Origin of the sequence: Solidesulfovibrio aerotolerans, from assembly GCF_009856865.1 — a bacterium.
Taxonomy (GTDB): Bacteria; Desulfobacterota; Desulfovibrionia; order Desulfovibrionales; family Desulfovibrionaceae; genus Solidesulfovibrio; species Solidesulfovibrio aerotolerans.
This window is the reverse complement of the sequence record NZ_WVUD01000028.1, coordinates 14846-41795: the sequence shown is the minus strand read 5'-3', so window position 1 is coordinate 41795 and position 26950 is coordinate 14846. Positions and strand designations below refer to the sequence as shown.

The following is a 26950-nucleotide window of genomic DNA, read 5'->3' as shown; positions in this document are numbered from 1 at the left end:
GCCGGCCGCGCGAACGGCCCGCGCTGCAACCAAGGCATAAGGTCCATGGCCGCAAGCAAATACATCATCGTGGGGGCCATTGCGCGCCCCCACGGCATCCGTGGGGAACTGATCGTGGACAGCCACGCCGATTCCCCGACCTACTTCGCCCGTGGTTCGACCCTGCGCCTGTCGCCGCCGTCGGATCCCGGGCGCGGCAGGGACTACGTCGTGCGCGCCGCCCGGCCGCACCAGGAACGCATCCTGCTCACCCTGGATTCCATCGCCGACCGCAACGCCGCCGAAACCCTGCGGGGACTGGCCGTGTGCGTGCCCGTGGAACGACTCGATCCGCCGGCCCCGGACGAGGTCTTTCTCCAGCAACTCTTCGGGCTGCGCGTGCGGCTGGTCGAAAGCGCCCCAACCGACCCCGATCTCGGCGTCATCGACGACGTGCGCGATTACGGCGGCCCGGAAATCTGGGTCATCCGCGATCCCAAAGGCCGCGAAATCCTTTTCCCCGCCATCGACGAATTCGTACCCGATATCGACCTCGACGCCGGGCTGGTGGTCATCGACCCACCCCCAGGCCTCCTCGACCTCTATCTCGTGGACGAAGAATAAAGACCCGGGGCGCTGCCCCGGCAGGGCGCTGCCCTGCACCCGCCGGGGCGCTGCCCCGGACCCCGCCAGGGCTCTGCCCTGGACCCGCCGGGGGGATGATCCCCCCGGACCCCCCGCTTGGGGGTGGGGTGGGGCAGTTGGCCGCTGTCCAGGAGCCGGGCTGGATTTTCTGCACGGGGACAGGGCGACGACGGGGGCAACCCGCGCGATTGCCCGGCCCCTCATATGTTGGGAGCGTTGACCACAGTTTTTTCGTGCTCGGCGCGAACGCGCGTCAAAGCGCCAAAAGCGCGTGCCGCTGTACCGACAGACCGGGCGCGTGACGTTTTTTCGACAGGATCAGCATGCAGTTTACCGTGGTGACCATCTTCCCGGAATTCTTCGATTCCTTCCTCTCCTGCGGGCTTATGGCCAAGGCCGTGGAGGCGGGTGTCGTGGCTGTTTCCCGGGTTAACCCGCGCGATTTCGCCACCGACCGCCACCATACCGTGGATGATCGGCCCTACGGCGGCGGGCCGGGCATGGTCATGGGGCTGCCGTCGATGACAGCGGCTCTGCGCAGTCTGCCGCGTCCGGGAAAGATCTGCATGCTCTCGCCGGCCGGCCGGCCTCTTGATCAGCGCATGGCAGCCGAATTGGCCGGCGAAGAAGCCGTGACACTCTTATGCGGCCGCTACGAAGGCATCGACGCCCGGCTGTTCGATCTTTTCGACATCACCCCGGTGTCGGTGGGCGATTTTGTGCTTTCGGGCGGGGAATCCGCCGCTGCCTGCCTCATGGAGGCCGTGGCCCGGCTGGTGCCGGGCTTTATGGGCAAGGACGCCTCGGCCGACGAAGAAAGCTTTTCTGCCGGACTGCTTGAATATCCGCATTTCACCCGGCCGGAAGTTTTTGAGGGACTGCCCGTGCCGCCGGTGCTGCTCGGCGGCAACCACGCCACCATAGCGGCCTGGCGGCGGCAGCGCGCCCTGGAAACAACCCTGGCCCGACGGCCGGATTTGTTTGATACGACACCGCTGTCGCCCGATGACGCCGCTTTTTTGCGGGCCGCCCCGCGCACCCGGCCGGGCCGCAATCTCCATCTGGGGTTGGTGCACGGGCCGGTGCTGCTCAAGGACGGCTCTGTGGGCACAGTGTCTTTGACAAACCTCGACGTACACGATATAGCGCGCGTTTCCCGTACCTATGGTCTGGGTGGGTTTGAAGTGGTGTCCCCACTGCGCGACCAGTTGACCCTGGCCGGGCGCATCGTGGACCATTGGTGCACCGGACCGGGCTCGCGGTCCAACCCGGACCGGGCCGAGGCCCTGTCCCTGGTGCGGCTCCACGAGAGCCTGGATGCGGCTCTGGCGGCTGTTTCGGCCGATCATGGGTGCCCGGCTGCCCTGATCGCCACCAGTGCCAAGGGACCGGCCACGCTGTCCTTTGCGGCGGCGCGGGAATTGATTGCGGCGCGTCCGGCGCTGCTGGTCCTGGGCACCGGGCACGGGCTGGCCGATGCAGTGCTGGCGCGGGCCGACGGGGTTTTGCCGGCGATCCGGCCGTTTTCGGACTACAACCATCTTTCGGTGCGGGCTGCTGCCGGCATCCTCACCGACAGGCTGCTTGGCGACGCCATGTAGGCGCGCGGGCTGCGACAACGACATTCCAAGGCCGGGGGCGCAGGGCGTCCGGCGGCTTTATCCGAGGAGAAAGCGTCATGAACGTGATCGAGAAAATTGAACGCGAACAGCTGCGTATGGACCTGCCGGTTTTCCGTCCCGGCGACACCATCAAGGTGCATCTGCGCATCATCGAAGGTGAAAAAGAACGCATCCAGGTCTTCCAGGGTGCCGTTCTGCGGCTGCGCAAGGGTGGCGTCAACTCCACCTTCACCGTGCGCAAGGTGTCCGACGGCGTCGGCGTCGAGCGCGTGTTCCCCATGCACTCGCCGTTTATCGAGCGGGTGGAAGTGGTGTCCCAGGGCAAGGTCCGCCGCAGCCGTCTGTACTACCTGCGCGCCCTGCGCGGCAAGGCTGCCCGTATCAAGACCAAGACCGCCTGGGATTAGGTCGCGGCGCTTCGCCGTGAACCGCGTTCGGTTTCATTTTGTGGCCGTGGCCTGTCCGGCGTCCTTAGGGACGTGGACAGGCGCGGCTTTTTAGGCGTGCCGCCATGACATTGCCCACCGCATTGCCGCTCGTTGCCGGCGTGGACGAGGCCGGCCGGGGCTGTCTGGCCGGACCGGTCGTGGCCGGGGCGGTCATCCTGCCCGAGGCCTTCGATCTGCCGGGTCTGACCGATTCCAAAAAACTTACCGCCCCCCGTCGCGCCGTCCTGGCTGCGGCCATCAAAACCCAGGCCATAGCCTGGGCCGTGGCCATGGTCTGGCCGGGCGAAATTGATCGCATCAATATTTTGCAAGCCACCTTCGCCGCCATGGCCAAGGCCCTGGCCCATTTGGCCCGACAGCCGGCCCTGGCCCGCATCGACGGCAACAAGATCATCCCCGACGCCCGCCTGGGCCGGCTCGTCGGCGTCCTGGACCAGGAAGCCATCATTGGCGGCGATCTGACCGTGCCGGCCATCTCGGCCGCGTCCATCCTGGCCAAGACCAGCCGCGACCGCCTCTTGGACGTCTACGACCGCCGCTATCCCGGCTACGGCTTCGCCGCCCACAAAGGCTACGGCGTGGCCGCCCATCTGGCGGCCCTTCGCGCCCTGGGACCATGCCCTATCCACCGCTTGACCTTTCGGGGTGTGCTGCCCGACAAAACCCCCCGCCAACTCGGCCTGCCCGGGGTGTAGGTTGGGCGTAAGGGACGCAGGAGAGAAGGCAGAAGAGTGCCTCCGGCGGCCGGGGGGATGATCCCCCCGGACCCCCCAACGGGAGAAGTTTTTCAAGGGGTTATGGACGTTGGCGGGTAAACTGGCTGGCTACTAGTCTGGACAGCCAGCGGTTGCGCTTGACGCGAACCACCGCTGCTCCGGCGGCTGTCCCGGGGCAGGAGACGAACCAACTAGCAGGGATTGCGTGTGGCTGCCAAACATTTGGAATTTGGTCAGGAGGGCGAGGCCTGCGCCGAAGCCCTGCTGGCGGCCAAGGGCTTTGTGATCCTTGCCCGCAACTACCGCACGCGCGGTGGTGAAGTGGATTTGATCTGCCGCGATGGCGGGGTGCTGGTCTTTGTCGAGGTCAAGGCGCGCCAGGCCGGCAGTCTGGCCCGGCCCGACGAGGCCGTGACACCGGCCAAGCGCCGCAAGATCATTAAGGCGGCCTCGGCGTATCTGTCTGAAGGCGGTCTGTGGGACCAGCCGTGCCGTTTCGATGTGGTGGCCGTCGTGCGTCTTACGGGACGCCTGACGGCCACCCATATGCCGGATGCGTTTTCGGTGGAGGACGCGGGCCCGGGCAGCGGCCTGTATCAGCCGTGGTAGCGGGCGGCGGCGCGTCCGGGCGGGCTAGTCGTCTTCGTCGACTTCGGTGTCCAGGCCGTCTTCGGGCAGGGAAAAGGCGTTGGCCGCTTCGAGGATGCGGGCTTCGACGTAGCTGACGCCGTCGGCGTCGCCGGAGTCGAGGTCGAAGCAATAGCCGTCCTGGGAGAGCAGACCCCCGGGGATGAGGTCGCCGCGCTCTTCGGGGTCGGTGATGGTGTCGGCGTAAAAGCACACGGACAGGAAGCGTTCGCCGTCGAGGGTGGCCACATCGACCATGGCGATGACGGGGCGGCCGCGATGGGGTTCGGCCCGCAGACTGTAGCTGGCGGGCGGCCTGGGAACGAAGTTGACCGTGGCCCCCTGGAGGCTTTCAAGGATGGATTTGAGGCGCAGAAAGGCGCTTTTGACTCCGTTGGGGTCATCGGTCCAGGATTCAATGAAGGCGGCAAGTTCAGTCATAGCGGGTCTCCTAGAGGTAGAACAGCACGAGCAGATAGCTTGATAGCCCGATCAGGCAGAAAACAAAATCGCTTCTTTTCATGATTTCCTCAAAAAAGTTGTTGCCAAGCGGGGCGGGTTTGGATAATTACCGTGTCTCGCCGCCGCCGAGGTAGCTCAGTCGGTAGAGCAGGGGACTGAAAATCCCCGTGTCGGCAGTTCAATTCTGTCCCTCGGCACCATAGAAATCAAAGGCTTACAGATTAAACCCTGTAGGCCTTTTTTCTTTCGCTTCATTTGCTCCCCTTGGCAGCGATTGTGGTGTATGAATCCCTGCGAAAATAGCCCATGCCCCCAGAGAAGGAAAGGGCGGTTCGCCCGGCATGCATGGCAGAGAGCCACCAACCCACAGCAAAACGACAGGGAATTTGTTCGGAATTTTAAGGAACGACAATGGCAACGATCAGACACGAATCACGCATTTTTATAGGTAAGGTCAGGCGACTTTTCGCGGTCCATTTTCGTAAAGGCTACGTGGCCCGGCAATTGCGTGTCCGCCAGGGAGATTGCCTGCAGTGCGGGACGTGCTGTCATTTCAGCCTCGCCTGCCCCATGCTGACCCGGGACCATTTGTGCCGGGTGTATGGCAAATGCCGGCCCAAGGCCTGCCGGGTTTTCCCTATCGATCAGAAAGATATAAACGACGTGGCCCGGTGCGGTGGAGTATGCGGCTACGGCTTCGATGCGCCCGCAGCGACCAAGAAGGGCGGTTGATTCCATCGTTTAATCGCCAGCCAGTACGACCGCGTTCCTTCCTTGCCGTGCCCTCCCGCCGGACCTCTGCCACAATCTGAGGGCCGTGCCCGGCACCCGTGCGGCGCAAGAAGCAGCCACCCGCCCACCCGTTCGTGGACGGCAACAAGCGGACGGCCTACGTCGTGTGCAGGCTTTTTCTGCGGCTCACCGGCGTCAGAATGACTGCTCCGGGACCGGAGCGGGTCATCCTGTTCGAGCGCCTGGGCAACGGTGAGGTGACGCAGGATGCCCTTGCTGGTTGGCTGCGAGCACACGGATAGCCGCTCCATCCCAAGGTCTGCCGGGCGGGTACAAATTCTTGCCCCGGGTTTTGGCGCTTTTCCGGATGGGTACAGGATTCTGTACGAGGGGCAGGGGCTTTCTTGAAGGGAAGGGCTGGCAAGCCTGGGCTAACATATTATATTGGTTTGATAATTTTATTCTGCCCGAGCAGTCCGACCTTTGGCACGACTCCTGCTTTACTAGAAATTACCTTCCTCCGAACGAACATTTTGCAAAAAGGCTTTTTGGGTGGCTCCCAGAAAGCCTTTTTCATTTTGGTGGGGCTTGCTCTGCCGGCGATTGAGCGATTCCGCCACATTTTGCCGTGTGGGGCTGGCCCTGGCTGCCCCGAAATGGTCCCCAGGCCCGGGCCGCCGCCCAAGCCGTGGACCGTGGCTGGTATAAAATTCTGCACACCGGCGTATTGGCTGCACCTGGACGCTTGCTCGAGCGGCCAGGCCGATGGCAGGATGCCGCCCATCGTCCGGCACCGGTCTCGATGCCGTTTCGGGAGAATAACGCTTGCTTGCCCCCAGGACCATTTTCACCGCCCGCCGCCTTGGCCTGGCTGCGGCGGCGGTGGCCGCCCTCATCCAGTTTCTGCTCCTGGCCCGGCTCATCGGGCCGGGGCTGGTGTCGAGCTATCCAGGCATCGAGTACGACGGTTTTGACTGGGTTCTCGAAGGCCTCTATCTGCGCGCCCTGGTGCAGGGCGTGGCTGGCCCGCCCTTGCTCTGTTTGCGATCACCGGTCTTCGTGCTGGTGACGGCCCTGGACGCCTGCCTTGGGTCCAGCGGCCTGGTGGTGGTGGGGGTACTGTGTCTGGCCCAGGGCGTGTCTTTGGCCATGTTAGTGTCCATCTGGCGGCGGCTCGGCCTTTCGGGCGCAGGCCAGGCGGCCCTTTTTGTCCTGGCCGCTGTGTCGCCCTACGTCTTTTTCCAGAGTATCATCCTGGCCGATCCCGTGGCCATTGCCGCCATGCTTGTCTCCACGCGGCTCTTGCTCGAATGGTTTCTCACGGACGACGAACGCTGGTTTCGGGCTGGCGCAGCGGCAGGGCTGCTGGCTGGCCTGACGCAACTCTATGGCATCCTGCCGTTTTTAACCGGAGCCTGCCTGTCGTGGGTGCATGACCGGCTGGCCGGCCGATCCGGCTGGTCGCGGGTCTTTTGCACAACCGTCGTGATCGGTTTGGGCGGGCTCCTCCTGGCCCTGTGGCATGGGGCCATCCCCCACGAACATGTGCCCGTCCAATTTCCGTTGTTGCGCCTCTCCCTGGACATGGCCGGCTTTTACGCCAACGTCTGGGCCTGGTATTTCGGCTCCCTGGGGCCGGTGTTTCTGGTCCTGGCTACGGCCGCGCTGCGATGGCGCTGCCGGGTGTTTTCTCCAGCCAGCCGCTTTCTGGCGGCCGCAACAGGGCTTTTGGTCGGGCTGCTCTTTTTTTATCAATGTGAAGAGGCCCGATTCTCCTGGTATTATTTCCCCCTGGTGCTGTGTTTGGTGGCCTGCGGGCTGGTCTGGCTCAAACGGGTGGGCTGGGGGTGGGCTGGCCGGGCCGCCCTGGCCGTCAGTCTGGTCCTGGTTGTTGCCCAGGCCCTGGTGCTCACGCCCGGGGATTTCTGGCAGCCCCAGGTGCGCGAGCTGCAATGGGACCCTCAGGAGTCCTGGGCGGCGCAACTTGTGAGCGCCCGTCCCGTGGACCGGCTGGATCTGGCCGGACAGTGCGGCGCAGCCGGGGTTTATTGCGAAAAGGCCCGGCTCCCGGCGGACATTGAGCCGGACGAGCAACGCCTCTTGCGGGACTCTATCCGGCTGCGCCTGCTCCCCGGCAACCAATAAGGGCAGCGGCCCCGGCCGGCAGCCCTGGCTTCCCGGCCGCAATCCGGCTAGGATGGCGCAAACGAACAAGGAGAGACTGGTATGATCACGCATATCGTCATGTGGACCCTCAAAGACACGGCCGAAGGCAACGACAAGGCCGCCAATGCGGCGGAAATGAAGGCCCGCCTCCTGGCCCTGCCGGCCAAGCTGCCGCAGGTGCTGGACATGCGGGTCGCCGTTGGCCAGGAACTGTTCGCCTCCGTGCCGCCGACCGACATCGTGCTCTACACGACCTTTGCCTCCAAGGAAGACCTAAGCGCCTACGCCGGCCATCCCTTGCACCTCGAAGTCGTTGAATTTGTGAAGAAGATTGTGTCAGAACGCCGGGTGGTGGATTTCGAGTCCTAGGCCGGGTGGTCCTTTCGGCGGCATCGGGCGAGGGGATACGCGCCCGGTGCCGACCGCTGGCGTGCGCCGTTTCGGCCGCGCCAGCGTCACGGCGCCACCGTCTTTGCGCCAGCGTCCCCCTGGCCCTGGCCGGCATTTGCCGTTATGCTGCGCTCCATGCTCCGCTTCACCAGCGCCGTCCTCGGGACACTGCTTCTTGCCGCCAGGGTGTGCCTCCTGGGCGGGCTCGGGCTCGCCCTCATCCTGTGCGTCGGCTTCTCGCTGTATGGACTCATCCGCCACGGCGCGCTGCCGGACAGCAGCCTCGCCGGGCTGTACCCGGGTGCCTACGAATATCTGCTGCCGCCGCACTACATCGTGCTCAACACCGTCTATATTTTTTGTATAAGGCTCCCGCTGCTTGCGTTTACGGGCATCCTTTGCGCCCTTGCCTGGCTGTTCGACCGCCTGGGGCAGATGCTGTTGCGCTGGTTGGAAGCGGTGGCGCGGGCCGACACGTCGATTTAAACGCAGCGGGGGAGGGCAGCGGGCGGTAACACGCCGCCGGCCACGCCCTGCCCCCCCGTCTGTGACGCCATTGCCGCGCCTGCCGGCCCGACCGGGCCGGGGCGCGGCTTTTCTTTTCGTCCCCTCGGCCGGATTGTTATGATTATTCCACTTTCCCCCAATGACTGGCGAATGTTGGCGTACATATTGCCTTATCACGGTAGCGCGGAGCGAATGGGGAAATTTTTTCCTGTTCGTCCCGACCGGGCAGGCCGCCGAGAAAAGGCCTGGAGACACCCCGGCCGGCTGCCGGATCGGTCGGGGAAGCGCGAGATTACCGCCACATAAGCCGCAAGGGGGTCGCCATCGTGCTTGCCGCCACAGTTGCATCATACAGCCCGGAAGCTCTTGCGAGCCTGACGACCACTGCCCTTCGCAGCTTGCAGGCGGCAGACTTTGCGACACTGATGGGGTCACAGGTCCAGGCCCTGGCCACGACCCAGGTGGCAGCCCTGACAACGGCCCAGGCCGCCGCTTTGACCATTGATCAGCTCGTCTATTTCAGCGCGGCCCAGTTTTCCGCCCTGACCAAGACCCAGATCGCGGTTTTCAGTGCGGACGAAATTGCCGCCTTGAGCACCACCCAACTGGCCGGCCTGACCAGCGCCGACATCGGCGAACTGACGCAAGCGCAGATTGCCAACCTGACCACGACCCAGATCCAGGCGTTGTCCACCACCCAGATCCAAGGCCTGACCATTGCCCATATGGCGGCTTTTTCCAGCGAGCAGCTCGCCGCCCTGGCTCCGACGCAGATAGGCGCCCTGAGCGCCGCCCAGATCAGAGGTATTCCCAGCGCCAGGATAGCGGCTTTTTCCAGCGAGCAGACGGCCGCCCTTGCGCCGACGCAGATGGCGGCTTTAACCGTCGCCCAGATCAAAGGATTGAGCGAGGAGCAGCTTGCCAGCCTGGGCCTGACGCAACTTGCGGCCTTAAGCGCCGCCCAGATCAGCGGCTTGAGCGCGACCCAGGTGAAGCAACTCCAGCCGACCCAGATATCCGCTCTGACCGTTGCCCAGATGAAGGGGTTAAACGTCGCCTCGATCAGCGCCCTGACCGAGAGCCAGTTGGCCAGCCTGGCCGCCACCCAGTTGGCGGCGCTGTCCACCGCCCAGATGCGGGGCCTGACGGGCGATCAGATTCCGGGGCTGACCACCACCCAGCTCGCCAGCCTGTCCGGGACGCAACTCGGGGCGCTGACCGTTGCGGCCTTAAGCGCCCTGAGCGCCGAGCAGCTTACTTCGCTTTCCACCACCCAGATCCAGGCGGTCGGCGCGACCTGGATCAGCAGTCTGGGCCAGGCCCAGACTGCCGCCCTGACGACGGAGCAAGTGGCGGCGTTGACCATTGCCCAGATAAAGGGCCTGACCGCGGCGGATGTCGGCGATATCACCCTGACCGGGTTGGCGGTCCTGGCCGCAACGCAAATCGCGGCGCTGACTTTCGCCGCCGCCAAGGGCTTTAGCGAGGACCAGCTCGCCGCCCTGACCACCACCCAGGTTGCCGGGTTGACCATTGCCATCACCCAGGCCCTGACGGCGACCCAGGTCGCAGCACTGTCCCCTACGCAGATGGCCGCCTTGACCACCACCGCCCTGACCGGGTTGACCGCCGCGAGCATCGGCTCCCTCAGCCAGACCCAATTGGCGGCCCTGACCACCAACCAGATCAAGTGTCTGACCGTTGCCCAGATCAAGGGATTGACGGCAGACCAGATGCCGCTCTTGGCCACGACCCAGGTCGCGGCCCTGTCCGCAAGCCAGCTCAGCGCCCTGACCACGACGGCCGTTGCCGCCCTGACCGCCACGGAACTGGCCGTTTTGACCACCACCCAGATCAAAGGGCTCAATGCCGCCTCGGTCAGCCAGCTCAGCGCCACCCAGTTTAACGGACTGACCACCGCCCAGGTCGCCGCCCTGACCACCACCCAGCTCAAGAGCCTGACCAGCACCGACCTTGGCGACCTGTCGCTGGCCGGACTGGCCGCCTTGACCTCGACGCAGCTTTCCGCCCTGTCTGCTGCGTCCGTGGCCGGCTTCACCGAAACCCAGCTTGCCGCCCTGACCGCCGGTCAGCTCAAGGGCTTGACCAAGGCCGCCGTGGCCGCCCTGGCCGACACCCAGCTCGGGGCGCTGACGGCCGACCAGCTTGCCGCCTTGACCCCCACCCAGATCCAGGGGCTGTCCAGTGCCAGCATAAGCGGCCTGACCGCCACCCAGTTTGCGGCCCTGACCGCCACCCAGATGGCTTCCCTCACCGCCGCCCAGGTGGCCGGCATCAACGAAACCCAGATTGCGGCCCTGACCGCCACCCAGCAGCGCGCCCTGACCGCCACCCAGCTCGCGGGGCTCAACCTGACCGCCGTCGAGGCGTTGCGCCCTGACCAGTTGGCCGCCCTGACCATCACCCAGATACGGGGCCTTGGCAGCGCGGCCCTGAGCCAGTTGACCGTCACCCAGCTCTCCGCCCTGTCCACCACCCAGTTGGCGGCCCTGACCACCACCCAGATCAGGGGCCTTGGCAGTGCAGACGTCAGTGAACTGACCGTGACCATGCTCGGTGCCCTGACAGCGACCCAGATTGCCGCCCTGACCGCCACGGGTGCCCAGGGATTGACCGAAGAGCAGTTGGCAGCCCTGACCACCACGCAGATGCGGGCTCTGGGCAGCGCCGCCATCGGGGCGTTAAGCGAGACCCAGCTTGCCGCCCTGGTTCTCGGGGTTTTGCCGTCGCTGTCCGCAACAGCCATCGCCGGGCTTTCCCCTGTCCAGATCGCCGCCCTGACTCCGAGCCAGTTGGCTGTGCTGTCCACCACGCAAATTTCGGCTTTGACCGTCACGCAGCTGCGCACCTTGAGCGAAACCCAGGCCGCCTGCCTCGCCGCCACCCAGGTTGCCCGTCTGACGGCGGCCCAGATCGGCGCGCTGTCGGGCACGGCCGTGGCTGCCCTTAGCACCGAACAACTGGCGGCCCTCTCCGCCACCCAGATTCGGGGGTTGTCCAGCACGGCGGTAAGCGCCCTGGCCGCCACCCAGATGGCCGCCCTGTCCGCCACCCAGTTGGCCGCCCTGACCGCCGCCCAACTGCGGGGCCTGACCGAAGACGACATCAGTGAATTGAGCACAACCGAACTGGCCGCTTTTTCCAAGACCCAGCTCGCGGGCCTTGGCAGCACGGCCGTGGCTGCCCTGACCGCCACCCAGGTCGCCAGCCTGAGCGTCACCCAGCTCCAGGGCCTGACCGCTGCCCAGGCCGCCGCCCTGACCACTACGGCCCTGGCAGCTCTGGGCACAGGCCAAATCGCCGCCCTGACCGCCACTGCCCTGGCCGGCCTGGGGGCAACAGCCCTGGCCGCCTTGTCCGACACCCAGTTGGCGGCGCTGTCGGCCAACCAGATTGCGGCGTTAAACACCACCGCGTTAAACGACGCCAGCCCGACGCTGCTGGCCGGTTTAAGCGTTGCCCAGTTGGCCGGGCTTTCGGCCGCCCAGCTGGCGAACCTGACCGCCACCGCCGCCGAGGCCCTGGCCGTCACCCAGTTGGCCGCCCTGACCACGCGGCAGATGAAAAGCCTGTCCAGCACGGCGGTAAGCGCCCTGACCATGACCCAGATGGCCGCTCTGAGCGCCACGCAACTGGCCGCGCTGACCAACACCCAGATTTCCGGCCTGACCAGCACCGACGTCGCGGAACTGACCCTGACGGAGCTGGCGGCGCTGACCTCCACCCAGGTGGGTGCCCTGACCGCCACGGCTCTGGATGGCCTCTCTGCCCAGCAACTGGCCGCGCTGACCGCCACCCAGTTGCGGGGAATCGGCACCACGGCGGCCGGCAGCCTTGACGCCAGCCAGATTGCGGCCCTTTCCGCCGCCCAGGTGGCCGCACTTTCCGCCACGGCATTAAAAAGCCTGACGGCAACCGCCCTTGGCGCGCTTTCCACCACCCAGCTGGCCGCCCTGACCCCGACCCAGCTCGCGACCATCTCGGCCACGGCCATGACGGGCCTGGAGGCCACGCAGTTGGCCAGCCTTTCCGCCGCCCAGTTGCGCGGCCTGACCACCGCCCAGGTGGGCGCTCTTTCCGCCACGGCCCTGGCCGCCCTGGAGACGACGCAGATTGCGGCCCTCAATACCACGCAGATCCGCAGCATCAGCAGCACGGGTATAAGCGCCCTGAACGCAACCCAGATGGGGGCGCTCTCCACCGGCCAGTTGGCCGCCCTGACCGCCGCCCAGATACGGGGCCTGACCGGCGAGGACATGGCTGAGCTGGCCGTGACCGAACTGGCCTCCCTGACCGCTGTCCAGTTTGCCGCCCTGACCGCCACGGCCCTGGCCGGGATGACACCGGAGCAACTGGCCGTCCTGACCACCACCCAGGTCAAGGGCCTGACCAGCACGGTGGTGGCCGCCCTGTCCGAAACCCAGTTGGCCGCTTTAAGCGCCAGCCAGATTTCCTCCCTGACCGCCACGGCCGTGGCGGGCTTAAGCGCCACGGAAATCGGCCTGTTGGCCCCGACCCAGTTGGCTGCCCTGACCCAGACGCAGATGGCGGCGCTGTCTGCCACGGCGCTGCGCGGATTGACGGCGACCCAGATGGCCGGTTTGTCCACCAGCCAGCTCGCGAGCCTGCAAGCCACGCAACTGGGCGGTCTGGCCCCCAGCCAGGTGTCGGCCCTTGGCGCTAGCCAACTGGCCGCCCTGACCGTCACGGCCCTGGCCGGCCTCGACGGAGCCCAGATCGGAGCCTTGTCCCTGACCCAGTTGGCAAGTCTTGCCACAACCCAGATCGCGGCCCTGACCGCCACGGCCGTGGCCGGGTTGACCACCAGCCAGACGGCGGCGCTGTCCCCGAGCCAGGTGGCAGCCTTGACCACCACGGAAATTGGTGCCCTCTCCGACAGCCAGATCGCGGTCCTGACCACGACCCAGTTGGCGGCCCTGACCCCGACCCAGATCAAAAGCTTGAGCGCCACCCAGATCGGCGACCTTTCCGCCACCCAGTTGGCGGCCCTGTCTGCCACCCAGTTGGCCGCGCTGTCCGCTGCCGAGGCCGCCAGCCTGACCGCGACCCAACTCGCCGCCATGCCGGCGACCCGGATCGCCGCCTTGTCCACGACCCAACTGGCCGCCCTGTCCACCACGGCCATAAGCGGCCTGACGGCCACGGCCCTGGCCGGCCTGTCCACCCAGCAGTTGGCCGCCCTGACCGCCAGCCAGATAAGCGCCCTGTCCACCGGCCAGATCGCGTCCCTGGGCACGACCCAGTGGGCCGCCCTGACCGCCGGGCAGATTCGGGGCCTGACCGAGAGCCAGGCCGCGGCCCTAACCGCCACCCAGCTGGCCGCGCTGTCCACCACCCAGATGGCGGCCCTGTCCGGGACGGCCCTGGCCGGGCTTACGAGCACGGCCATAGCGGCCCTGTCCGCCAGCCAGATTGCGGCTCTGCCCACCACGGCCGTGGCCTCGCTGACCGCCACCCAGATGGCCGCCCTGGGCGAAAGCCAGTTTGCCGCCCTGACCACGGGGCAGATTGCAGCCCTCTCGGCCACGGCCGTGGCCGGCCTGACCGTGACCGAGCTGGCGGCGCTGACAAGCGCCCAGTTTGGCGCGCTGACCGCCACCCAGATGGGGGCTTTGACAGAAGGGCAGATGGCCGCCCTGAGCACCACCCAGATGGCGGCTTTGCGCAGCGATCAGATGAGCGGCCTGGCTGACACCCAGGTGGCGGCCCTGTCTGCGACCCAGCTTGCCGCCCTGACCCCCGGCCAGTTGGCAGCCCTGTCGGTGGCGGGCCTGGACGGCTTCACGCCGACCAGCATCGCCGGCCTGACCCCGACCCAGATCGCGGCCCTGACCGCCACCCAGCTTGGCAGCTTAAGCGCCAGCCAGACGGCGGCCCTGACCCCGGCCCAGATCGACAGCCTGGCCGCCACCCAGCTTAATGCCTTAAGCGCCACCAGTCTGGCGGCCCTGACCACGACCCAGGTCGGGAGCCTGAGCGCCACCCAGTTGGCGGCCCTGTCCACCACCCAGGTCGGCGCGCTCTCCGGTACGGCCATTGCGTCCCTGTCTGCCAGCCAGCTGGCGGCCCTTTCCACCACCCAGATCGCGTCCCTGTCCACCACGGCCGTGGCCAGCCTGACCACCACCGAATTGGCCCAGCTGACCACCCGGCAACTGGCCGCCCTGACCATTACCCAGTTCGGGGCGCTCTCGGCCACCCAGCTTGGTTCCCTGACCACGCAGCAGATCGGCCAGCTGACCACCACGGAGATTTCCGGCCTGACCGAAACGCAGGTCGCGGTCCTTGGGCAGGAGCAACTGGCGGCCTTTAACGCCACCCAGATGGCCGCTTTGTCCACCACGGCCGTCGAAGGCCTGACCGCCACCCAGTTGGCCGCCTTGTCCACCACCCAGGTGCGCCAGCTCACCAGCCGCCAGATCGGTGCCCTGTCCGCCACCCAGCTCGGGGCGCTTTCGGCCGGCCAGATTGCCAGCCTGACCCCGGCCCAGGTCCAGGGGCTGACCACCACCGAACTGGCCGCCCTGACCCCGGCCCAGATCAATGCCTTGAGCCAGACCCAGTTGGCCGCCCTGACCGCCGACCAACTGGGCGGCCTGACCGGCACCGCCGTGGCCGCGCTGGCCACCACCCAGCTCGGGGCGCTCTCCAGCACCCAGATCGCCTCCCTGGGTACGGCTGCCGTGGCCGGCCTGACCGACACGCAATTATCCAGCCTGACCACCCGGCAGTTGGCGGCCCTGACCGCCACCCAGGCCGCAGCGCTGACCACCACCCAGCTGGCCGGCCTTACCGTCACCCAGATGGGCGTCCTGACCACCACGGAACTGGGCGGCCTGACCGCCACCCAGCTCGCCGCCCTGTCCACCACCCAGCTGGCCGCGCTCTCGGCCACCCAGATGGCGGCCCTGTCGGCCAGCGCCGTGCCGGGGCTGACGGAAACCCAGCTGGCCGCCCTGACGCCGACCCAGTTCGCCACCCTGACCGCCGCCGAACTGGGCGCGCTGACCACCACCCAGGTGGCAGCCCTTGGGGCCACGCGCCTGGCCGGGTTGACCGCCACCCAGTGGGCCGGCCTGACCGCCACCCAGATCGGCAGCCTTGACGCCACCCAGATGGGCGCGCTGACCGCGACCCGGATGGCCGCCCTGACCGCTGCCCAGCTCGGCGGCCTGACCGCGACCCAGCTTGCCGGGTTGGCCGAAACCCAGTTGGCGGCCCTGACCCCGACCCAGATCTCCAATCTCGCGACCACGGCGGTGACGGGTCTGACGCCGACGGAATTTGCCGCCCTGACCAGCAAGCAGTCGGCCGCCCTGACCGCCAGCCAGATCGGTGCCCTGACCACCACCCAGGTGGCCGGCCTGACCACGACGCAGTTGGCCCGCCTGACCCAGACCCAGATGGCCGGCCTGACCGCTACGGCAGTCGGTGCCCTGACCTTGGCCCAGTTGGCCGCTCTGACCACCACCCAGGTGGCGAGTCTGTCTGCCACTGGTATTGCCGGCCTGACCTCCGATCAGGTTGTCGCGCTGGCCACGACCCAGGTGGCGGCCCTGACCGCCACGGAACTCGGCGGCCTGACCTCCGGCCAGGCTGCGGCCTTGACCGCCAGCCAGCTGGCCGCCCTGTCGACCACCCAGATAACGGCCCTGTCCACCACCGCCGTGGCTGGTCTGACCGCGACCCAGATGGCCTCGTTGGCCGCCACCCAACTGGCATCCCTGACCAGTAGTGAAATTGCCGCCCTTTCCCCGGCCGCCGTGGCCGGCCTGACCACCACCGCGCTGGCGGCGCTGACGACCACCCAGTTTGCCAGCCTCTCGGCCACCGGCATCGCCGGCCTGTCCGCCACCCAGCTTGCCAGCCTCACCACGGCCCAGGTCAAGCTGTTGACGACCACGGCCATGAGCGGCTTGACCGCCGCCCAGGTAGCCTCCCTGACCGCCAGCCAGTTCGACACCCTTTCGTCCGCCCAGATCGGCGCACTCTCGGCAGACGGCATCGCGGGCTTAAGCGTCAGCCAGATCGACCGGATGACCGCCACCCAGTTTGCCGGGTTGACCGAAAGTCAAGTCGGCGCGCTGACCACCACCGCTATTGCCAGCTTGTCCACCACCCAGGTGGCGGCTCTGACCACCACCCAGATCGACGGCCTGGGCCGGATGCAGATTCGCGCCCTTGACGCCGCCCAGACCATGGCCCTGACCACCACCCAGCTTGCCTCCTTAAGCGCCGACCAGGTGGCCAGCCTGACCGGCACGGAGCTGACGAGCCTGACCTCCACCCAGTTGCGCGCCCTTGGTTCCACCCAGATCGGGGCCCTGACCGCCACCCAGATCGGAATCATGGGCCAAACGCAGATGGCGGCGCTGACGGCCAACCAGTTCGGCGGCCTGACCACAACGACCATTGCCGCCCTGGCCGCCACCGGCATCGCCGCGCTGTCCACGACAGGCCTTGAGGCCCTGACCGGTCGCCAGATCGACGCGTTTACAACGACGCAATTGGCCGGTATGACTCCGCAACAACTGGCTGCGCTGGCCAGCGCCCTGGCCTAGTAGGCTGGCAGCGGTGACAAACAGCAGGCGGCCAAAACGCCGCTCGCACGGCAGTACAATACCCGGGACGCACGGTTCCGATACAGACCCGCAAGGACGCAAGAGACGCCATGTCCAATGATGTTTTGTCGCCGGCCTTGATTCAGGCCATGGTGGGGCATATGAGCGTCCCGGATCTTATCCGGGCAGCGGAGACATTTAAAAACAGCGGGCAGGCGGCTTCCGTCGAAGCGGCCTATGCGGCCTGGATCGGGGCCAATCCTGCGGACGGCCTGCTGTACGCGGTCTTATTTAATTATTCCGTCGTGCTTTCCGATGCCGGCAAGCTCGAGGCGGCCCAGCAGTGTCTGGAACAGGCCGTGGGGTTGGCCCCGGACTTCATGCCGGCCTATATCAATCTGGGACGCATCTACGAGCGCCAGGGCAAGATCGGCCCGGCCATTGTCCAGTGGTCTGCGGCCCTGGCGAAAATGGCGGCAATCACCGGCACGGCCGTGGCCCACAAGACCACGGCGCTTAACCAAAGCGCCCGGACCCTTGAAGCTGTCAACCAGGACGAGACAGCCGAAGCCATGCTGCGCGAGAGCCTGGAACTCGACCGGTCGCAACGGGAAGTCGTGCAGCACCTGGTTGCCCTGCGCCAGCGGCAAGGCGAATGGCCGGTGTTGGTGGCCTCGGAGCGCGTGGACCGCAGCGTTTTGCTCAAGGGCATGTCCCCTTTGTCCGCCGCCGCCTATACCGATGATCCGCTGTGGCAGCTGGCCCTGGCGGATCATTACAACAAATGCGACGTCGGTACGCCGGCCGAGGCCCTGACGGACTGGCCGCTGGCCCGGGACCATAACGGCCCGCTGCGGATCGGCTATCTGTCCTCGGATCTGCGCGAACATGCCGTGGGCTATCTCATGACCGAGATTTTGGGACTGCACGAGCGCAGCCAGGTCGAGGTTTTTGTCTATTACTGCGGCATAGAAGCCCAGGATGCGCTCCAGCAGCATTTCCAGCAGACGGCCGATCACTGGGTGGCCATAAGCGGCCTTGACGACGCGGCCGCAGCCCGGCGCATCGCCCAGGACGGCATCCAGATACTGGTTGATCTCAACGGCTACACCCGCGACGCCCGCTTGCAGCTCGTGGCCTTGCACCCCGCGCCGGTCATCGTCAACTGGCTGGGCTATCCCGGAACCATGGCCAGCCCCTACCACCACTATCTCATTGCCGACGACTGGATCATCCCGCAGACCCATGAAGTGTATTATTCGGAAAAGGTCGTGCGCCTGCCATGCTACCAGCCAAGCAATCGCACCCGCAGCGTTGCTGCCGACCGGCCAAGCCGCAGCGAAGCGGGATTGCCCGAAGAGGGGATGGTGTATTGCTGTTTTAACGGCAGCCACAAGATTCACCGCTTCACCTTTGACCGGTGGTTAAAGATTCTCGCCAGCGTCCCGGGCAGTGTCCTGTGGCTGTTGGCCAGTGCCGAATCCACCGCCAAGCGTCTGCGCGAATACGCCGCCCAGCAGGGGATCGATCCGCAGCGGCTTGTTTTCGCGGAAAAAGCCGCCAACCCGGTCCATCTGGCCCGGTACCCCCTGGCGGATCTGTTCCTGGACACGACCCCCTACGGCGCCCACACCACGGCTTCGGATGCCTTGTGGTCCGGCGTGCCGGTCCTGACGCTTTCCGGGCGGTCCTTTGCCTCGCGGGTGTGCGGCAGTCTGGTGCGGGCGGCCGGGCTGGAAGAACTGATCTGCGCAACGGCGCAGGAATACGTGGAGCGGGCGGTGGCTTTTGGCAAGGACCGGGCGTCCCTGGCACCGTTGCGGGAACGACTGCGCAGCGGGCGGGAGTCCTGCCTTCTGTTCGATATGCCGCAGCTTGTGCGCGGCCTTGAGGCCCTGTATCAGGACATGTGGCGTGCCTGTAAACAGGGCGAGCTGCCGCGCCCGGATCTGGCCAATCTCGACGTCTATCTGGAAATCGGCAATCAGGCCGATCACGAGGGGAGCGAAGTGCAGGGCCGGGCGGACTACCACGGCTGGTGGCTTGAGCGGCTGGCCGCGCGCCATCGGCTGCGTCCCTTCCCGCCGGACCGCCGTCTGGCCACCGATCCGGCCTTGTTCGCCTAGTGTCGTGACCTTGAAAAGAGCACAGAGCGTTTCGTCGGAAACATACTAAAATCATGGATTTTTATTAATAAATACTATCGTATTTTTTAAGGGACGCAACACGAGGCCCCGGGGAGCAGATGGTGCGCATGACAAAGCTTGTTGAAGCCAGTGCCTTTGTTGCGCTCTGCATCGTCTTTTATTGGTATATTTTTCGCCACTTGCGCAGTGAGCGTGTTGCGGAATTCAAGGAAAAACGGGCGGCGCTCAAACATTCGTTCCGATTCGACGTGAAGGGGCTGATCGCAGAAGAGATGCGCAGGCTGCGCTGCGTAACCAGTCAGGCCTGCGTGCTGCCGGCGCAGACGGGAGCCCGAAAGCTTGCAGTGTTTCGCAAAAAAATCCAGGAAATGGCAACGTATCTAGACGAGGAAATAAATTTGCTCGTTGCGGCTGATGGCGAGCGAAATTGCCTGGAAATCCGCATTGACGATGAAATTTATTATGTCATGATTGTTTGTGAGGAGAAGTCAAAACGGGTTCGTTTCTTTCAATGGAAAAAGTCACGGGAACATCGCCTGTTGCTGCGACGCGGTGCAACAACGTTGTATGAAAGTTCTGATTTACGACTCGTTTTTAAGATGCTCGTTCGATCCATGCTGCACGATATGCGTCGCAAGCAAATTTTTAAGGAAGAGCGCTTCGTCGATTCCCTTGCCTGCAAAGAGTGAGCAGCGAGGCGCAAGCCAGCTCAAACGGGCCTCGACGGCGGCCGGGCCGATACCGGAGAAGCGCTTCGCTGCGCCGCGAACCTGTCCAACCGAACGCACCCGCCACACCCGCCGCACTGCACCCTGGCCAGAGGTGCAAGCGATCCGCCGGGACGAACCTGTCCAACCGGACACGCCCACCGCACCCGCCGCACTGCGCCCTGACCAGTGGTGCAAGCAATCCGTCGGGGCGAACCTGTCCAACCGGACACCCCACCGCACACCACCATGGTCCTGCTGGGACCACCGCAATCCCCAGGGCCAGGACGGCATGTCCGAAGAGCCTGGCCGCCCCGGTTCTCGCCGGAATGGCCACTGGACAAAAACCGTGGCACTGGCTTCGGATATTCTATGGAACTGTCGCGCAACGGACACCACAATTTGTGGAACCCTCAAAGACTGTGATTCTTTTTTGTCTTGTTATTTAAGCGCAGTATCGGCTCCAACTGATTTGGCACAGTCGCTGCTAATACAGTCCGCAAGAGGCTGCACGCGACACACAACAAATTTAGCCACCGGAGAGAAAGACCATGTTGACCACCATCGCCACGTTTATCAGGGACGAAGAAGGTGCCACGGCCGTTGAATACGGGCTTATGGCCGCACTGATCGCTGCCGTCATCATCGCCGCCGTCACCAGCATCGGTGCCAACCTGAAGACTGTTTTTGAAAACGTTGCCTCCAAGCTGACCGTCGCCTCCTGACGCTATGCGGCGTCGCGAGTCCATCAGGCCGTCTCCGGGCGGGGTGGCGGCCTGATAAGGAATGCGGTGCCGGCAGGGCAGGGGTGATCGGCGGGCGGGAGAGATTTTGGAGAGTCGGCGGGTTCGCACGCGTGTCGGGGCTGGCGGTGTCCTGCCTGACAGTGCTACGCAGGCGAACGGGCCGGGGAAGATTGCTTGCAGCGGTTATAAAATGTGGTACTCTCACTGCCATGGAAAAACCGCTGGTGCATGTCAAGGTTGGCATCGCCTTTGAGCAGTTTGTCGCTGCCGCATTGGATGCTCTCATTGCAAACGGAAAGTATTCCGAGGCAATGGAGCTCAATGCGCTTTTGACCGATACCGCATACGACGCCTATGCCGTGCAGGAAGTGCTCAAACACGTCGAAATTCACATCGATTAGCGCCATTAATGCCCTTCTCTCCTGGGGCCGTTGGCTGCAATCCGGCCTCTTTCTCCCAGATTCTCCCACAATTCGACTTACGGTCCGGCGACAGGCTGGTGCTATCTGCTTGGGCGCAGCCAGGGTCCGGCGGCGCGGGACGGCTGGACCCAAGGAAAAAGGACCAGGCGTCGGCATGGCGCGCTGGTCCTTTGCAGGGAAAATAACCGGCCCAAGAATGCACCCCGCGCCTCGGCCCTGGGGGAGGAACCCCAAGCGAAGGCAGCGTCGACAGGGGCTGGCCGGTGCAAGATGCAACGGCGCAGACGACCGCCGGCAGGGGCACACAAAAGGGATAGTGGTGGTGTCCGGCACCAGCTGCGGCGATTTGGACGCGACGCAGGCTAGGCGCTCAACGCAGGCAGTGGCGGCGGCCCGGGTCGGTCCCGAAAGGCCGCGACGCCACAATGGTCGAAGCGCAACGGGCTATTCAGCCTTTTTGCGGCGCTCCCACAGTTTCATATCCTTCATTTTGGCGCGGCGCTCTCTGGCCAGCGACTTGCAAGCCAGGGCCTGGGTCTTTTTAAAGCCGTACTTGGCCCGGTATTCTTCGGCAGTCAGCCCATGGGAAGCAAGATGTTTCCGGGTGATGACCTTAAAGGACTTGCCGCATTCAAGACAAGTGATGGATGCTTCCTTAATGGCCTTTTTGGGGTCCATGATCGGAGCGGCAGTCTCTTCTTTTCCGGGCAGGGGCTGGCCGGTGGTCAGGGCTGCAATGCCGCTGGCCACGGATTTGACCATGCTTAAAATCTCGTCCTCGGTCATGGGGCGCGAGCCGGCTTGTGCCTTCACAATTTCCAGGGCGCTCTGCAAATAATCTTCCATAGTTTTCCTCGTGATGAAATCAAATTGAAGTTGGCACTATACCTACTATCGCGGTAGGAATCAAGTGCTATTATACCACATCCTGCAAAACAGTCCAGAAACAATCCGGCAATGCGGTGCCTCTAAACGCCAGCCCCAAAGCAGGGAGCCAGTAGAGACGGCGAGTGGGGTTTTCGCTGGCAATGAAGGGCGTTGCCGCCCATTGGCGGCGGGGAGCAGCCGTGGCGGTGATTGACTTGAGCCTGCCGTTTCCGTAGATGCAAGGCCTGCTGGGAGATCAGGAAAGCGCATTTTTAACGCGACGCCAGGGACACCATGGCTCAGATTTCCTTAGCCACAAGGAATAACCGTCATGAGCAATACCCCCATCGTCATTGTCGGCGGCGGCGTCGCCGGGTTGACCTGCGCCGTGCGGCTGGCCGAAGCCGGCCGGGCCTGTCTGGTGCTGGAGCGCGAACCCGAAATCGGCGGCCTTTTGCGCTCGGTGGCCCTTGACGGCGTGGTCTTTGATCTTGGGCCGCATGTCCTTTTTCTTGACGCGCCCGGTGCCGGCGAAACCTTTTTGCGCGGCCTGCTCGCCGGCCGGCCGGTCATCCGCCGCCCCTTTGCCTTTGCCGTGGCCGCAGGCGGGCGGATGTGGCAGTTTCCCAATCATCTCGACTTTTTCCGCTATCCCTGGCGCTACAAGTTTGAAGCCCTTCGGGCCGGACTCAAGCGTCGGGGCGCGCCGCCGCCGGAACCTATATCGGCCGAACTGGAGCTGTCGGAAAAGTGCGGGCCGGCCCTGTACGATCTGCTGTTTCGCCAGTTGTTCAGCAAAAAGGCGCTTATCTCCCCGGCCGGGTTACACCATCACTGGCTGGCCCGGGTGGACCGCACCGTGGACAACCGCCAGGAGCCTTTCCAGCGCCGGGGCAAGGCGGCGGCGGTGCTCTCGGCCATCGCCAAGCTGCGCCAGCGCTACTGGTACCCGGCCGGGGGCCTGGGCGATGTGCCGGCCAGCCTGCGCCAGCGCCTGGAAGCCGCCGGCGGGCAAATTGCAACCGGCGTGGGCCACATTGCCCTGACCCTGGAAAACGGCCGCATAACCACTTTGACGGCCGACGACCGCGTTCTAACGCCAGACCATGTCGTCTGGACCGCGCCCTTAAACGCCTTGACCACCGCGCTGGGTACAAAGGCGCCAACGCTTCCCACCGTGACCATGCGCATGGTCATGCTCACCTACGCCCGCAACCCACAGGCCGGGCGCACGCCGCGCCCCTTTGTCTATACCTACCACCCGGACCCGGCCATCGAAGCCAACCGCATCTATTATCCCGAGTCGATCTTTCGCGAGCGCGGTCCGGCCGACCGGGAAGGGCTGTGTCTGGAAATCAATCTGGAAGATGCGTCCGAATCCGAAGAAACGACCCTTGCCCGGGCCGTGGCCGATGTGGCCCGGCTGGGACTGTATCCGGCCAGCGCCCTGCGTGCCTCCATGGTCGTCACCCTGCCGGCCGCGTTGCCGGTCTATCCGCTGGACTACGAAGCCCGGTTGGAAGCGGCCGTGGCCCCGGTGCGCGCCATTGCCAATCTCCATGCCGTCGGGCGGCAGGGTGGGTTCTATTTCTGCCTGACCCCGGCCGCAGCCGCCCAGGGCCTTAAAATGGCCGACCATCTTCTGGGTGTTCCCCGCCCCGAAGCCGCCCCGGCGACCAGGAAACCGGGCCTGCTCGACACCGGACTGGCCACCAAGGGAGCCGGCGCCACCGAACGGCTCAAAATCCTCAAACGCCACGCCCAGGCCTTTGTGCGCCACGCCACGCTTAAGCGCCTGTACAATTTTTACAAGGCCGAGCGAAATCGTCTGCAAAAGCGCACGGTCCTTGATTCGCTACCCTATATCCTTAAAATCGAGACCACCAACATCTGCAATCTGCGCTGCGCCTACTGCTACGATGACCGCCGCACCCCGTTGCCAACCGAACGACCCTTTGGCCGCATGACCTTTGACCAGTTTCGGGGGATTATCGACTCCTGCGGCGATGCGCTGTTTAAAATCAATATGTACGGTTTCGGCGAACCGTTCCTTTTCCCCGAGACGCTGGAGATGATCCGCTACGCCACAGACCAAAACATTGGTGTGGGCGTCTCCTCCAACTTAAACCACCGTGACCCGGACCTGCCCCGGCGTATCGTGGCCTCGGGGCTGGAAGTGCTTATTTTCTCCTGCCACGGCGTGTCCTTTGATACGTCGGGACGGTTCATGCGCGGCGGCAACGCCGATCTGGCCTTTGAAAATCTCAAGGCGCTCATCGCGGCCCGCCAAGCCGCCGGCTCCAAAACGCCCTTTATCGACTGGCAGTACTGCGTGACCGGCTTTAACGAGCATGAAATTGAGGCCGCCCGGGCCAAGGCAACCGCGCTTGGAGTCGATCAGGTGCGCTTTATCCGGCCCTTTTTCCCGGCCACTGCGCCCGACGAATGGTTTTCCACCATGTTCCCGCGCCAGACCCTGACCCACGACCACGAAGCCTCGCCGGGCTGTTCCTGGCTCTACCGCTCCGCCTACATCAACTGGGACGGCGGGTTGATCCCCTGCTGCCGCGATCCCCGCGACCCGTCGGTGGATTTCGGCAACGTCTTCACCACCCCCTTGCCGCAACTCTGGAACAACGAGAAATATCAGGCCGCCCGGGCGCTGCTGGCCGATCCCTCGCGCCACGATCTGCGGGCCGGCATCCTGTGCGGCCGCTGCCCCGTCACGCGCGGCGCGTGACGGAGCGAAGAGAAGGCAGAAGAAGCCTCCGGCGGCCAAAGGGCTGAGCCCTTTGGAATCCCACCTGGAGGCAGGGGGTAAAGGGGGACGGCGTTGCTGCGGCGGTGGAAGGGGCAAGAGAAGGGAAGGCAGAAGAGTGCCTCCGGCGGCCGGGGGGGATCATCCCCCCGGACCCCCTGAAGGGGAGAAGTTTTTCAAGGGTTTGTGGTTTTGGCGGGCAAGTTGGACGGCGAGCGGTATGAACCGCCAGCGTTTCGCTTGAAAGGCTTACTCCGTCGTTTCCGCGCACTCCCGGGTGGCTTCGAAACGGATGGCTTTCCACAGTTCGATGGTGCGCTCCATCATCCAGGCGCTGGTAAACAGCATGACCAGATGGCCGGCGGCGTCGGTGACCAGGGCATCGGAATGCTCGCGTGTCAGCTTGTCCAACTGCTCTTTGCTCTCGGCAAACAACCAGCGGGCTGCGTTAAACGTTGTCCCGAGAAGGTCAATGTCCACCGCATATTCCGAAGCCAGGCGCTGGGCGATCACTTCGAACTGCAAGGCCCCGACAGCCCCAAGGAGCATGGCCCCCCCGTTGACGGGCCGGAAGAATTGGATGGCCCCTTCCTCGGAGAGTTGCGTCAGGCCTTTTTCCAACTGCTTGGCTTTGAACGGGTTTTTCAGATACACCCGGCGAAAATGTTCCGGCGCAAAGTGCGGGATGCCGAGAAACCGGAGGGGCTCGCCCGTGGTCAGCGTGTCGCCCACATTGAGGGTGCCGTGGTTGGGCAGGCCGATGATGTCCCCGGGCCAGGCTTCCTCGACGCCGCAGCGCTCCTGGGCCATAAACAGGATGGCACTGGAAGTCTTTATGTCCTTGCCCAGGCGATGATGTCGTAGCTTCATGCCCCGGTTAAACTGGCCGGAGCAGATACGGACAAAGGCTATCCGGTCGCGGTGGGCGGCGTCCATATTGGCTTGAATCTTAAAGACCAGACCGGAGAACTGCTCCTCCAGCGGGGAGACTTCCCGCAGATTGGCGGTGCGGGGACGCGGCCCGGGGGCCAGGTCAACGACAGCTTCCAGCAGTTCCTTGACGCCGAAATTGTTGATGGCGCTGCCGAAAAACACAGGCGTCTGTTTCCCGGTCAGGTAGTGCTCCATCACAAAGGGGTAGCCGGCCCCGTCCAGCAGTTCCACGTCGCGGCGCAGATCAGCGGCGCTGTCATTTCCCAAAAGCTCAGCCAGCGACGGGTCTTCCAGGCCCTGGATGACCACGGTCTCCCGGGGCCGGGTGCCCTTGCCGGCTTGGGGATCAAAAAAACGCAGATGGGCTTGGCGCAGATCGTAAACGCCCTTGAATTCCTTGCCCATGCCGATAGGCCAGGACAAGGGCGCGGCTTCAATACCCAGGCTTTGTTCGATGTCGTCCAAAAGCTCCAGGGGAGAACGGCCGTCGCGGTCGAGCTTGTTGATAAAGGTGATGATCGGCGTGTCGCGCAGCCGGCAGACATCCATGAGCTTTTTGGTCTGCACCTCAACGCCCTTGGCGCTGTCGATGACCATAAGGGCCGAGTCTGCGGCGGTGAGGACGCGATAGGTGTCTTCGGAAAAGTCCTGGTGGCCCGGGGTGTCCAGCAGGTTTATGGCATAGCCGTTGAAGTCGAAATTCATGACCGAGGAGGTCACGGAAATGCCGCGCTCGCGTTCAATGGCCATCCAGTCCGAGGTGGCGTGCCGACCGTCTTTTTTGGCTTTGATGGCCCCGGCCATGTCGATGGCCCCGCCAAAGAGCAGGAGCTTTTCCGTGAGCGTCGTCTTGCCGGCGTCGGGGTGGCTGATGATGGCAAAGGTGCGGCGTCGGGCCGTTTCCCGCTTTATTTCCGCCAGAAAAGGTGCATTTTGCATAATGGAATTGCCTTGAACTGCCCTGGCATTGCTCCTTGGGTCGGCGCATTCAGGGCACGAGTATTTGGGTGACTGCCGCAAAGGAGCACCGCTAGCCGGCAGTGGGCACCTATATGGGCCGCAGTGCAGCCGATACGGCACGCTCGCAGGCGCGAGTGGCCATGTTGCCCGGCATCAGGAACTCAAGCTGGGGAAAGCGGAGGTCTTGGGCGCAACGGCAAACACAGCGAAGATGCCGCGGGTCAACAGACGCGCGGCATCTTCATTCGGATGCGACAAGTGGCCTCTTAGCCCACAGCAAAGCCTCTGTCCAGGCCCAGTCAAAACAGGGCCAATACCAGACACCGCGCAAGAGACGCCGGATGACGGCAGCCGCGCATTGACACACCGCAACGGATCCCGGCCAGGACATCGCCTGTGCCCCAATCCTGGCCTCCCGAACTGCCGTTTTTGAGCGGCACGCACTCTGTTGACGGGGGGCAAAGAAGATACCACTTCGTGCCCCGTTGAAAATCATCCCGGTTCATGTACAG

19 protein-coding genes and 1 tRNA gene are annotated in these 26950 nt (G+C 64.8%); 16 read left to right on the top strand and 4 right to left on the bottom strand.

Annotation, left to right across the window (positions count from 1 at the left end; all coding sequences use genetic code 11):
• Window positions 1-45: 45 nt before the first annotated feature.
• The 5 genes from rimM (at window position 46) to GTA51_RS14195 (ending at window position 4020) form a co-directional block, all read left to right on the top strand.
• Window positions 46-603: a ribosome maturation factor RimM gene (gene rimM / locus GTA51_RS14215; RefSeq protein WP_160962164.1), complete on the top strand. Its 558-nt coding sequence runs from the start codon at window positions 46-48 to the stop codon at window positions 601-603.
• A gap of 344 nt (window positions 604-947) precedes the next feature.
• Entirely contained in the window at window positions 948-2225 is a 1278-nt protein-coding gene (gene trmD / locus GTA51_RS14210) for a tRNA (guanosine(37)-N1)-methyltransferase TrmD (RefSeq protein ID WP_160962162.1), read from the top strand.
• Between the two features lie 77 nt (window positions 2226-2302).
• Entirely contained in the window at window positions 2303-2653 is a 351-nt protein-coding gene (gene rplS, locus GTA51_RS14205) for a 50S ribosomal protein L19 (RefSeq protein WP_160962160.1), read from the top strand.
• Window positions 2654-2757: 104 nt separating this feature from the next.
• Window positions 2758-3390, top strand: a complete 633-nt coding sequence (rnhB, locus tag GTA51_RS14200) for a ribonuclease HII (protein ID WP_160962158.1) — start codon at window positions 2758-2760, stop codon at window positions 3388-3390.
• Between the two features lie 228 nt (window positions 3391-3618).
• Complete coding sequence (locus tag GTA51_RS14195) at window positions 3619-4020, top strand: YraN family protein (RefSeq protein WP_160962156.1); 402 nt, start codon at window positions 3619-3621, stop codon at window positions 4018-4020.
• A gap of 24 nt (window positions 4021-4044) precedes the next feature.
• On the opposite strand, the gene GTA51_RS14190 is transcribed toward GTA51_RS14195, so the two are convergent.
• Entirely contained in the window at window positions 4045-4479 is a 435-nt protein-coding gene (locus tag GTA51_RS14190) for a hypothetical protein (protein WP_160962154.1), read from the bottom strand.
• 145 nt (window positions 4480-4624) lie between these two features.
• Here GTA51_RS14190 and GTA51_RS14185 point away from each other — a divergent pair.
• Window positions 4625-4700 (top strand) — tRNA-Phe (locus GTA51_RS14185).
• Between the two features lie 232 nt (window positions 4701-4932).
• Here GTA51_RS14185 and GTA51_RS14180 read toward each other — a convergent pair.
• Window positions 4933-5238, bottom strand: a complete 306-nt coding sequence (locus GTA51_RS14180) for a hypothetical protein (protein ID WP_160962152.1) — start codon at window positions 5236-5238, stop codon at window positions 4933-4935.
• A 92-nt stretch (window positions 5239-5330) separates the two neighbouring features.
• Between GTA51_RS14180 and GTA51_RS21415 the strand changes: the two genes are divergently transcribed.
• The 9 genes from GTA51_RS21415 to GTA51_RS14135 all read left to right on the top strand — a co-directional run bounded on the left by GTA51_RS21415 (window position 5331) and on the right by GTA51_RS14135 (window position 20899).
• Window positions 5331-5534: a Fic family protein gene (locus GTA51_RS21415; protein ID WP_160962150.1), complete on the top strand. Its 204-nt coding sequence runs from the start codon at window positions 5331-5333 to the stop codon at window positions 5532-5534.
• 523 nt (window positions 5535-6057) lie between these two features.
• The gene (locus GTA51_RS14170; protein WP_160962148.1) at window positions 6058-7377 is read left to right on the top strand and encodes a hypothetical protein; all 1320 of its coding nucleotides are present in this window, start codon (window positions 6058-6060) and stop codon (window positions 7375-7377) included.
• 81 nt (window positions 7378-7458) lie between these two features.
• Complete coding sequence (locus GTA51_RS14165) at window positions 7459-7767, top strand: Dabb family protein (RefSeq protein ID WP_160962146.1); 309 nt, start codon at window positions 7459-7461, stop codon at window positions 7765-7767.
• Between the two features lie 144 nt (window positions 7768-7911).
• On the top strand, window positions 7912-8274 hold the full coding sequence (locus GTA51_RS14160; protein ID WP_160962144.1) for a hypothetical protein: 363 nt from the start codon (window positions 7912-7914) through the stop codon (window positions 8272-8274).
• 446 nt (window positions 8275-8720) lie between these two features.
• Entirely contained in the window at window positions 8721-16898 is an 8178-nt protein-coding gene (locus GTA51_RS14155) for a beta strand repeat-containing protein (RefSeq protein ID WP_160962142.1), read from the top strand.
• Window positions 16899-17008: 110 nt separating this feature from the next.
• On the top strand, window positions 17009-19024 hold the full coding sequence (locus GTA51_RS14150) for an O-linked N-acetylglucosamine transferase, SPINDLY family protein (RefSeq protein WP_160962140.1): 2016 nt from the start codon (window positions 17009-17011) through the stop codon (window positions 19022-19024).
• Between the two features lie 128 nt (window positions 19025-19152).
• On the top strand, window positions 19153-19734 hold the full coding sequence (locus tag GTA51_RS14145; protein WP_160962138.1) for a hypothetical protein: 582 nt from the start codon (window positions 19153-19155) through the stop codon (window positions 19732-19734).
• A 569-nt stretch (window positions 19735-20303) separates the two neighbouring features.
• The gene (locus GTA51_RS14140; protein WP_160962136.1) at window positions 20304-20477 is read left to right on the top strand and encodes a Flp family type IVb pilin; all 174 of its coding nucleotides are present in this window, start codon (window positions 20304-20306) and stop codon (window positions 20475-20477) included.
• 230 nt (window positions 20478-20707) lie between these two features.
• A complete protein-coding gene (locus GTA51_RS14135; RefSeq protein WP_160962134.1) occupies window positions 20708-20899 on the top strand; it encodes a hypothetical protein in 192 nt (63 codons plus the stop codon).
• A gap of 465 nt (window positions 20900-21364) precedes the next feature.
• On the opposite strand, the gene GTA51_RS14130 is transcribed toward GTA51_RS14135, so the two are convergent.
• Entirely contained in the window at window positions 21365-21766 is a 402-nt protein-coding gene (locus tag GTA51_RS14130; protein ID WP_160962132.1) for a Ros/MucR family transcriptional regulator, read from the bottom strand.
• Window positions 21767-22118: 352 nt separating this feature from the next.
• On the opposite strand from GTA51_RS14130, the gene GTA51_RS14125 reads away from it, so the two are divergent.
• Window positions 22119-24527: an FAD-dependent oxidoreductase gene (locus tag GTA51_RS14125; protein ID WP_160962130.1), complete on the top strand. Its 2409-nt coding sequence runs from the start codon at window positions 22119-22121 to the stop codon at window positions 24525-24527.
• A 267-nt stretch (window positions 24528-24794) separates the two neighbouring features.
• On the opposite strand, the gene GTA51_RS14120 is transcribed toward GTA51_RS14125, so the two are convergent.
• Window positions 24795-26417: a peptide chain release factor 3 gene (locus tag GTA51_RS14120; RefSeq protein ID WP_160962128.1), complete on the bottom strand. Its 1623-nt coding sequence runs from the start codon at window positions 26415-26417 to the stop codon at window positions 24795-24797.
• Window positions 26418-26950: the final 533 nt, after the last annotated feature.